The sequence below is a fragment of the Desulfobacterales bacterium genome (genome assembly GCA_028704555.1).
Lineage (GTDB): Bacteria > Desulfobacterota > Desulfobacteria > Desulfobacterales > JAQWFD01 > JAQWFD01.
Genome location: JAQWFD010000060.1, coordinates 1 through 10,633, shown reverse-complemented (window position 1 = coordinate 10,633; position 10,633 = coordinate 1). Strand labels below are relative to the sequence as shown.

The 10,633-nt window shown below is 50.1% G+C and carries 7 protein-coding genes; all 7 read left to right on the top strand.

Features of this window, described 5'->3' with window-relative positions; all coding sequences use genetic code 11:
• The first annotated feature begins 148 nt into the window (after nt 1–148).
• The 7 genes from PHQ97_15230 to PHQ97_15200 all read left to right on the top strand — a co-directional run bounded on the left by PHQ97_15230 (nt 149) and on the right by PHQ97_15200 (nt 10,588).
• Nucleotides 149–577 carry a four helix bundle protein gene (locus tag PHQ97_15230; protein MDD4394084.1) on the top strand — a complete coding sequence of 143 codons (429 nt, stop codon included), beginning with the start codon at nt 149–151 and terminating at the stop codon, nt 575–577.
• A 136-nt stretch (nt 578–713) separates the two neighbouring features.
• On the top strand, nt 714–2,942 hold the full coding sequence (locus PHQ97_15225; protein ID MDD4394083.1) for an O-antigen ligase family protein: 2,229 nt from the start codon (nt 714–716) through the stop codon (nt 2,940–2,942).
• Between the two features lie 716 nt (nt 2,943–3,658).
• Entirely contained in the window at nt 3,659–4,924 is a 1,266-nt protein-coding gene (locus PHQ97_15220) for an outer membrane beta-barrel protein (GenBank protein ID MDD4394082.1), read from the top strand.
• A 276-nt stretch (nt 4,925–5,200) separates the two neighbouring features.
• Nucleotides 5,201–6,256, top strand: coding sequence for a polysaccharide export protein (locus PHQ97_15215; GenBank protein MDD4394081.1), 1,056 nt, complete (start codon nt 5,201–5,203; stop codon nt 6,254–6,256).
• A gap of 87 nt (nt 6,257–6,343) precedes the next feature.
• Nucleotides 6,344–8,611, top strand: coding sequence for a polysaccharide biosynthesis tyrosine autokinase (locus PHQ97_15210; GenBank protein MDD4394080.1), 2,268 nt, complete (start codon nt 6,344–6,346; stop codon nt 8,609–8,611).
• Nucleotides 8,608–9,396, top strand: coding sequence for a hypothetical protein (locus PHQ97_15205; GenBank protein MDD4394079.1), 789 nt, complete (start codon nt 8,608–8,610; stop codon nt 9,394–9,396). Before PHQ97_15210 ends, PHQ97_15205 begins: the two co-directional genes overlap by 4 nt.
• A gap of 115 nt (nt 9,397–9,511) precedes the next feature.
• Nucleotides 9,512–10,588, top strand: a complete 1,077-nt coding sequence (locus PHQ97_15200; protein ID MDD4394078.1) for a hypothetical protein — start codon at nt 9,512–9,514, stop codon at nt 10,586–10,588.
• Nucleotides 10,589–10,633: the final 45 nt, after the last annotated feature.

Genomic DNA, 10,633 nt, shown 5'->3' with positions numbered 1-10,633 from the left:
GAGTGAGGGAGTGAGGGAGTAGGGAGTAGGGAGTAAGGGAGTAGGGAGGAGGGAGTAAGGGAGTAAGGGAGTAGGGAGTAAGGGAGTAAGGGAGTAGGGAGTAGGGAGTCGGGAGTGAGAAGAAAAAAAAAGCAGGGGGGTAGACGCTATGACGAATGGGTATCGGGGGTACAAGGATTTAAAGCTCTATCAGAAAGCATATGAATTTGCACTGCAAATACATAAGATTACGAAAACATTCCCGAAGGATGAAAAATATTCTCTGGTGGATCAGATTAGAAGATCGTCTCGAAGCGTAGCCGCCAATTTGGCTGAGGCCTGGAAGAAACGAAGATATGAAAAAGCGTTTATCAGTAAGCTTATTGATTGCGCCGGTGAGGCTGGAGAAACTGAGGTATGGTTGGATTTTTCAAGGGACTTTGGATACATTGATGAAAAAATATATAGGGAACTTTCAAAAGGCTATGATGAAGTAGGCCGAATGCTTTCCGGCATGATTGATAAATCTGGAAAATTTTGTAACCCACGAAAAAATATACATGGAGAAGGTGCGGCATGTAACGATTTAAAAATGTAGCTTTTATTAAACAGCTTGCTACTTACGGCTTACGGCTTACGGCTTGCTACTTGCGGCTTACGGCTTGCTACTTACCGCTTACAGCCTACTGCTTACTACCTACTACCTACTATCTACTACCGACTGCTTACTAAAAATGATAAATACTAAAAAACAGAGTCTTATCGATAAACTCGTTTTTACCGGCACGCTGGCGCTTCTCATCTTCGCTCCGCTCGCCTTCGGAGCCATTCATGTGTGGGCGTATACCGTGGTGGAGATCGGGGTGTTTTTTTTGCTGGCGCTGTATCTGCTGGATCAGATGGTGTCGGGCTGCGGTCGGGTGCAATGGGTGAAAACACCCGTCAACTGGGTACTTTCGGCGCTTCTGGTGCTGATCGGCCTGCAGATGGTGCCGATGCCGCCCGGGGTGGTGAAGTTCCTGTCTCCGCTGACCTATGCGGACAAACGTCAGATGCTGGATGTACTGGCGGCGGCAGGAGATGCCGGTGCCGGTACAAACGGGTGGATGCCCCTGGCCTATTACCTGCATCCGGTCCGCATCGAGCTTTTGAAGACGGTGGCCTATATCGGGATGTTTTTTCTGGTCCTCAATACAGCGACCTCCCGAAAACGCCTGGATATTCTGGTGGTTGTCCTGATATCGGTCGGGCTGTTTGAAGCCTTGTATGCCGTTTACCAGAATTTTTCCGACATCCCCCGGGTCTGGTGGTGGAAAAGCCGGGTGGGAGGAGCCCGCTATGCGAGCGGGACGTATATCGTATCCAATCATTTTGCCGGATACATGGAAATGGTGCTGCCCCTGGCGCTGGGCTGGATGATGGCCCAGAAAAAACACACCCGCCGGGTGGGCCGGAAACTTCGGGGGGGCCGTTCCGCGGTTCAGCGGGTAGTCGGATGGTTCGCTCCGGAATCCGCCAATCCTAAAATGCTGGTGCTCGGGTTCATTTCCGTCATCATGGGTGTGGGGCTTTTGATGTCGGCATCCCGGGGCGGAATCCTGTCCTTCGGGGCTTCCATGGTGGTGATGGCCGCATTGTTTTTCAAACGGCCGCTCTACCGGAAATTCGGAGCGGGGATTTTGCTCCTCTGCCTGGTGATGGTCGGATACGGGTTGACGGTTGGCATCGATCCTGCGCTGAAAAAATTTGAGCGTTCCGAAGCTGGTCTGACCAAACGGTTGACGACCAGTCAATCCATGATTCCCATGGTGGGGGATTATCCGGCAGCCGGCACCGGATGGGGAAATTTCAGGTACCTGTATCCCCGATATGCGCCGGACTATGACGGGGTCTACACCAGCGGGTATTCGCATGATGACTGGCTCGAAGGGGTAACAGACCTGGGCCTGCCCGGCGGAATGCTGCTGGTTGCAGCTTTCTGGCTGTATGCAGTAAAAATGATCCGTCTCTGGTTTAACCGGCGGGATGAGCATGCACTGGGCATCGGGGCCGGGGTGCTGACCGGGCTCTTGAGCATGGGTATTCACAGCTTTTTTGACTTTAACATGCACGTGCCGGCCAATCCGCTGACGCTGGCGGCCCTGCTGGGGATCGGGTATGCAGCCGTGCACCGGCAGGGCCGGGGATACAGCGAATCGTTTTTCTATTCTAAGCGAAAGATTTTTCTCAATCGGTTCTGGAGAATTCCGGGCATACTGACGGTAGTGTTTCTGTTCGGGTTCGGGGCCGTAACGGCCGGGCGTCATCTGGCGGCCGAAGCCGCTTATGCGACGGAATGGAATTCCACCATGAATCTGAACTATCAGCCGAAACGGGTCGATATTGAACAGGCCGTCTCCTATAATCCGGCCAATGCGGAGTGTTATTTCAAACGGGCGCTGTGGTATGAAACACGGCAGACGTCACATGAGGAGGAACGAGACGCAGGCAACGAGCAGGCCATAGCCGCATTGCAGCAGGCAGTTCGTCTCAATCCGGCACGAGGTCTGTTCTGGTATCATCTGGGTAAACGATATTCTTTGAAAAGCTATGATCCTTACGGCTACCTGACCCAGTGGCTTCCGCTGGCGGAAAGATGTTTTGATATCGCACTGAAATGCGCTCCCATGGATTCGGACATGCAGTTTGATGTGGCCTGGTACTGGGTGTGGCGTGCTTCGATCCTTCCGGAAAACGGCCTTTTGACGGTTGCCGACGGAGGTGCTGTCGCTTCAAGAGAAGAGGGAATTTTAAAATTTCAGTATTATTTCAGCCGAGCGCTGCAGGTAAAACCGGCTCTTTGGAAAAGAGCGGTTGAACGCGTGTGGGAATATTATCCGGTGGATCGAGTCGTTCTGAAGTGCATTCCGGAAAATGACCAAAGCTTACAAAGTCAAGTGCTTCAATGGACTGCCCGTAAATAGATGATAAAAAAAGTCTATTAATTATCGAACCGACGATAGAATCGTATTGACAAAAAGCGACTACGTCAATAGAATACAGCGTAATTTATAAATTACGATTCGTTTTATGCCTGTCAGCTATAAAAAGTCGTGATGATACGTCTTCTGAGATACATATCTGGTACTCCCTGTATATATTGTGTTTGTTTTTTTTGCCTGAAAAACAGTTCATTAGTTGAAGCCGTTTCAGTGGAATGGGTATTGCGTTGAACCGGAACGGTCGATTTCAGCTGGAGGGGATTTGATATTTCGAACGGCTGGATTTTGATGACCGGCTGCAGAGATTGTACTGAAAAGAAAGAGGTGGGCTGGGGTGATGAAAATCAGCCATTCTGACCCAATTTTTGCATTAAAAGTTATCATCAGGCTCGAAGCTGAAAGCTGAAAGTTCAACAGTGCAAACAGTTTGATATTTTTGAGCTTTCAGCATTCAGCTTCGAGCTTATACGGAACAAAAATGGAATAATATCAAAAAGTCGGATTAAGAGCGTTTTCACCACTCCAGAGATAGGCTATGGTGCCTGTGCATTTGTGACGACTTGTTTCTGTGATGCCCGGCGCGTGACAAATGGGAAGTAATATCGGTTAACGCCACCCGGAATGGCTTCCTGAGGCTACCTGCAATGAGGGGGAGATTTATTTGAATAACATGAGTGTTGCAGCAAGGAGTAGCTAAAATGTTTAAAAAACCGTTATGTAATAAGGGTGCCGCAATTTTACTGGCCGTGCTGTTTTCAGCATTCTGGGTATGCTCGGCCTTTGCAGCCGGAAATATTCACTTCGGCCGATTGAAGGTGGAACCCGGTATAGACTACAAACTGAAATACGATGACAACATTTTCAAGGAAAGTGCCAACGAAGAGGATGACTACATCCATATTTTTACACCGTCGGTCCGGATGAGTTATGCCGGAAATCCGGGCAACTTTTTCAATGCCGGATACAGCGCGGATCTGGTGGCGTATTCGGATTTTGATAATAATAACTACACGACACAGAGGCCTTGGGTGGCCTTCGGCTATAGGAACCCGGCCGGTTTTTACATCCAGGCGGCCGATGATTTCGTGTATACCAAAGACCCTCTGGGAAGCCGGAACCAGTATCAGCTGGGTGTCAATACCGAACGATGGAACAACAATGCCAATGTTACGATCGGTTATGAATTTGCCGGTCAATATTCCGTCGAAGTACTTTACAAGCGCTATGTCGAACGGTACGACCTGGATCAGGACAAATGGCAGGACCGGACCGACAATGTTTACGGCATGTCCTTTATCTACAAAATGACGCCGAAAACCTCCGTGTTCGGTCAGATACGTCGAACCGATGCCGAATACGACGAACAGAATGACGGCGTAACGGGCGACGGCGTGACCTGGTCAGCCGCCACATCCCAGGATTATTCGCTCAATGATTTTTTTATCGGTGCACGGTTTGAACCCGGCGGAAAACTGAGCGGGGAATTAAAGATTGGTTACGGCGAGAAGTCTTTCGACAATGAAACCAGCCCGCTGTTTGCCAACAGAGTTTACGAGGACGAGTCCACATGGATTGCCGAATCCAGTATCAATTATCAGATGTACGAACGGACCGGGATCGCCCTGACCCTGAACCGGGGGCATCTGGGATCACCGGATTCGGATGCGGCATCCTACATCGATACCGATGTGGGACTTCACCTGACCCAGGGCCTGCAGAATCGCCTGGCGCTCCTGGTCGGGATGGACTGGATCACCAATGATTATCAGAACGAGGTCTCCGGGCGTCCGGATAAGTTCTTCAACATCTATAATGCCGGCATCGGCATTGAATGGGCGGCCCGTGACTGGCTCAAGGCCGGTGTGGAATACCGCCTGGAAAGCAAAAAAGCCACAGAGGATACCTATGCATCACAGGAATACGATGACAATGTCGTCGCATTCCGTATCAGCGCATTATTCTGATTTGAAATTTTCGTCTATGGCCAAAATGAAAAAAAGGGGGATAAATGTCGTCCCCCTTTTTTTCGCTTCAGTCGGTTATGAATGATGTCATCTTTTTCAACAAATAAATTAATCCCTTGAAATCTTGTTCCCAAGCATATAAAGTTTAAAACTTGTACAATACATATCATCAGGTTTCCGCGAAGGGAAATCCGGATGTGTAGTGGCTTTTTGAGATAGCATAGTAATCTGAATTACTTAAAAAAAATGATCTTCAGATGGATTCAAGGTGTCAAAATGAGATATTCCCCGGGCCGAGCTTTTTTTGTCGTGATTTTATTTGCGATTGCCGCCTGTGTGAGTACGGGTGGTGAAGTGGTGAAGGTAACGACCGTATCGGATGAGAGTCTTTCCGGGATCGGTGAAGCAGAACTTGCCAGGATTGCCGAAATAAAGGAAGTAAGAAAACAGGAAATTAATAAAGATTCCGGTTTGAAACGTGTGATTCAGCTCACTCCCAATTACACGGTTTCCGAATATCTTTCACTCAATCCCGATGCCGGAAATTTGAGCGAGCAGGACTACCGGGTGGGGGGCTATGATGTGTTTGATGTTATGGTGTATGAAGAAAAGGATCTTTCCCGGGAAAAAGTACGTGTCAGCGCTGAAGGGGATATCTCGTTCCCACTGATCGGCCGGGTCCGGGTGGATGGCCTGACCACTTCCGAAATTGAGTCCCTCATCGCACAAAAACTGACCGAAGGCCAGTTCATTCTCGATGCGCATGTTTCCGTTACGGTCGTTGACTATCTGAGCAAACAGTATATGGTGCTGGGTTCGGTCAAAGAACCGGGTACTTACCCGCTTCAGTCCAGGGAACGGGTTCTGGATGCGATTTCCAGATCCGGCGGTATTGATTTTGAACAGGGCGGCAAGCAGGGAATGATTATTCGTACCGAAAATCCGAATACGGATAACGCGCGTAAGGTGGTGATCCGCATCGATATCCCCGAACTGCTCAAGGGGGGGGATCAGATGGCGAATATGCTTTTGGCTGATAAAGACCTTTTGTTTGTCCCCAAGGCAGAACATTTTTACATCATTGGTCAGGTTCAGAAACCCGGCTCTTACCTGTATCAGGAAAAGGAAATCACCATCGTTGAGGCGATCAGTATGGCCGGCGGATTTACCCAGATTGCGGCCCGGAACAAAACCCGGATTGTCAGGGTGGAAAACGGGGAAGAAAAAATCATTGAAATCCGCGTAGATGAGATTACCCGTTTGGGCAAAAAAGGTCAGGATATCCTGATAGAACCCGGCGATGTGATCGTGGTCCCGGAGAGTTTTTTCTAAATGAGGGTTCAGGCCTGAGTGCAGGGAAAGCAGCCATTTTTTTGAACCTTAACCCTTTTCTAATAACAGATAACAGAATTGACAGCTATGACAGAAGAAATCCGAGAAGAACAGATCAATCTCTTAGACTATGTTCGTGTACTTATGAAACGTCGCTGGACGATCGTTTCCGTGTTTGTTGCGGTAGTTCTGTTTGTGGCGGTTCATACGTTTACGTCTGTGCCCATTTTTCAGGCATCAGCCCGTATTGTCATTGAAAAGGAAAATCCGAACCTGGTTTCGATTCAGGAAGTCATGGCCGTGGATTCGACAGGAACGGATTATTATCAGACGCAATACAAGATTATAGAAAGCCGTGCGGTTGCACGGGATGTTATTAAAAAGCTGGATTTGAACAGCAGCCCGGAATTTTTCCCGGAACCGGATGACTCTGTCATTGCGACAGCCAAAAGATGGATCAGAGATCAGGCGTGTGGGTTTCAAGACTGGCTTAAATCGTTGATTCAGACCGGAGATAAAATGTCTGACCCGCCGGCTCTGGCAGACAGTGAAATTGACCCTGATTCTGGTCTGGTAAACAGTGTAATCAGTCGGATTAACGTGCAGCCGATCCGCAACAGCCGGCTGGTGGATGTACTTGTGGAAGCAAAAGATCCTGTAATGGCTGCCCGTATGGCCAACACAGTGGTTCACTCCTATATTGATAAAAACCTTGAAACCAAGCTCAAGGCGGCAAAAGACGGGGTCAAGTGGCTCAGCGACAGGATCGATGAAGAGCGCCTTAAGGTGGAAGAAGCTGAAAACGCTCTTTTGCGCTATAAGGAAAAAAACGAAATCATTACGGATTTTTCCAGCGATGCTGAAAAAATAACCGCCCAGAAACTGGCTTCACTCAATGAGCAGGTCGTGGGAGCTGAATCCAGCCGGGTTGAGGCTGAAACACGTTACCGTCAGGCCATGGAACTGGAAGATTCTCCTGACATGCTCGATTCGATCCCCGAGGTGCTGAGCAATCCATTGATAGGGCAGATCAAAGCCATGGAGGTTCAGCTGTACAACCGTATGTCCGAGCTGTCTAAAAAATACGGTCGAAATCATCCTCAGATGGTGGCAATTGATGCTGAACTGGCTGATTTGCAAAAGCGGAAAAACAGGGAAATTCAGCGGGTAGTTAATTCCCTTCGCAACGAATACAAGTTGGCCCTTGCCAGAGAAGAATCCCTGAAGCAGTCTCTGTCCAGACAGAAAAAAGAGAGCCTGCAGATGAACCAGAAGGCGGTTCAGTACGGGGTGTTGCAGCGTCAGGCTGAAAGTTCGCGAAATATGTATGAACTTCTGGTCAAACGGTTCAAGGAAACTTCGCTGACAGAAGAGATGAAGACCGGCAATATCCGGATTGTTGACCGTGCGGAAGTGCCTCGGAACCCGGTAAAACCCAACAAAAAACTAAATCTTCTTCTGGCACTGGTTGTCGGCCTGATGCTGGGAATCGGCCTTGCCTTCTTTCTGGAATACCTGGACAATACCATCAAACTGCCTGATGAAGTCAAAGATTATCTAAAAATACCCTACCTGGGTCCGCTGCCGGTATTTGCATCGGATGAAAAAGTTGGAGAGACAGCCGGAGAGCTGTTTACCATTCATTCACCCAAGTCTACCGCCAGTGAATTGTTTCGGGGAATCCGTACCGGTATTCTGTTTTCATCGGTGGACAAAGCACATCAGGTGATCCTGGTAACCAGCGCCGGACCGTACGAGGGAAAAACAACCTGCGCGTCAAATCTGGCCATTACAATGGCACAGTCCGGCTCCAGGGTTATTGTAGTAGACTGTGACTTGAGGCGGCCGCGGGTTCACAAGTTCTTTCGGATTGCACGGGATATCGGGTTGTCTTCTGTTCTGTCCGGTTCGAGTGAATTGAAGAATGCTATAGTTTCCAGTAGCGTTGAGAACCTGGATCTGATTCCCAGCGGGCCGATTCCGCCGAATCCGGCTGAAGTTCTCGGCTCGAAAAAAATGAGTCGGTTCATAGAGGTGTTAAAAAAGAATTATGATTGCGTGATTATCGATTCTCCGCCGATTTCAGCGGTAACCGATTCGGTGATTCTGTCCCAGCTGGCTGACGGAGTGGTTCTGATCATCCGGTCCGGTGGAACTCCTAAACAGGTGGTTCGTCATGCGTTATCTCAGCTTCAGTCAGTCAATGCCCATATTCTCGGTGCTGTGCTCAACGGGGTCAGTACCGGGAAAGACAGCTATTACTATTATCAGTATTATTATTACTATTACGGTGAAGACGGGGAGCGGAAAAAGAAGACGAATCGAAGAAAAAAGCGAACGGAGTCCTATCAGTGATTGATCTGCATTGCCACATTCTGCCGGGGCTCGACGACGGACCGGAGAATATCGACGGTACCCTGGAAATGGTTCGGAGGGCCTTTGGCGACGGAATTCGGACCATTGTCGCCACACCCCACACCCACAACAGTGTGTATCTGAATCATTTTGAAGATGTGCGCCGGTGCGTGAATACCGTGAACTCAACGATTTGCAGTGAAGGCCTTTCCGTGGTCGTTCGGGCCGGGCTTGAAGTCCACATGTGTGAAGGGATGGTTCGGAGACTGGAAGAAGGCGGGATTGGAACCCTTAATCACACGGGGCGATATATGCTGGTGGAATTTCCGTTTCAGGCACTGCCCGCCGGGTACCGGAACGAACTCTTTGAGCTGCGGCTCAAAGGTGTTACCCCGATTATTGCCCATCCTGAGCGGAATCTTGTCCTTCAAAACGAGTTGGGGCGGGTGTATGAGCTGGTGGAGATGGGTTGCCTGCTCCAGCTGACGGCCATGAGCATTACCGGGGAACTGGGAGAAGCGGCCATGGTGTGCGCCCGGGAGCTGCTGGACTTGCGCCTGGCCCATGTCATCGCATCGGATGCGCATTCGCATGAAAACCGCCCGCCGGTCCTGTCATCGGCAGTCGAGGCCGCCGCCGGGATTTTGGGCAGCGAGATTGAGGCCCGGGATATGGTGACAAAAATTCCGGCGGCGATTATCGCAGGCCGGAACCTGGATGTGTCTGAGCCCCTGCGCGTGGTAAAAAGGGGGTGGTTTGCGAGACTGGCAAAGCTGGTAAGCTGATAGTCATCAGCCAATAACTGATCCCCTCGTTTATATGAAAAAAAATATTTTTCGCTTCAGGTTATGGGCATTTTTTGTTTTTTTTCTCCTGTCGGCATCGGGGGCCTCTGCCGGTGTGATTACCCTTCAAATGCGGATGACCATATCCGCCAGCGCACATCAAGCCAATGTCGTTATAACCGTTAGAAATACCGGCACCGATGCCGCTCATGATCTGCGGGCCGTTGTTTTTATGGCCGGTTGCCGTGCGGAATCGGACATTCAATCCCTCCTGGCCGTCCGGCAAAACGCAATATTTTCTTTGAACATCGATGTCCCGCCTGAAACCCGCGGCGCTTTTCCTGTCATTGGGAAAATCGTTTTTCATGATGGCGCCCGGCAGGCCTTTGAAGCCCTGAGCGGCACAACGTTTCATTGCGGTCTGAAAACAGATTCCAAACTCCAGGTTTCCACCGGTAAACTGAGCCTTTCGATGGCAGGAATTTTGCCGGTGAAAATCCGCAATACCTCGGACCGCCGTCGCCAATGCCGGGTGACCCTTTATCTGCCGAGAGCGGTTTTTACGCCAAAAGACCGGCAGACGCTTTTTCTGGGACCCGGGGAGGCGAAAATCCTTGAGTTTCCAATTCTCAGCCGGGAAAATATCGATTCCAGTTACCCGGTATTCTGCACGGTTGAATATGATGAGAGCAAAAAACATTATGCCCAAACCGTCCGGGGGACAATTCAGATTGAAAAGGATCAGAACGGGTTTGAAAAGACCCGGTGGTACTGGCTGGCAGGCCTGGCCCCGCTTTTTGTGATATTGTTGACGGCGTGTAGGGCAGAGGGCAGAGGGCAGAGGGCAGAGGGCAGAGGACAGAGGACAGAGGGCAGAGGGCAGAGGGCAGAGGGCAGAGGGCAGAGGACAGAGGGCAGAGGACAGAGGACAGAGGACAGAGGGCAGAGGACAGAGGGCAGAGGGCAGAGGGCAGAGGACAGAGGACAGAGGACAGGGGGCAGAAGTCAGAGGACAGAGGACAGGGGGCAGAAGTCAGAGGACAGAGGACAGAGGACAGAAGTCAGAGGGCAGAGGGCAGAGGGCAGAGGGCAGAGGACAGAGGACAGAAGTCAGAGGGCAGAGGGCAGAGGGCAGAGGACAGAGGGCAGAGAACAGAGGACAGAGGACAGAGAACTGAAGAAAAGAATCTGAAATGATGAACAGCAAATACACGGATGACATATCAATCATCATTCC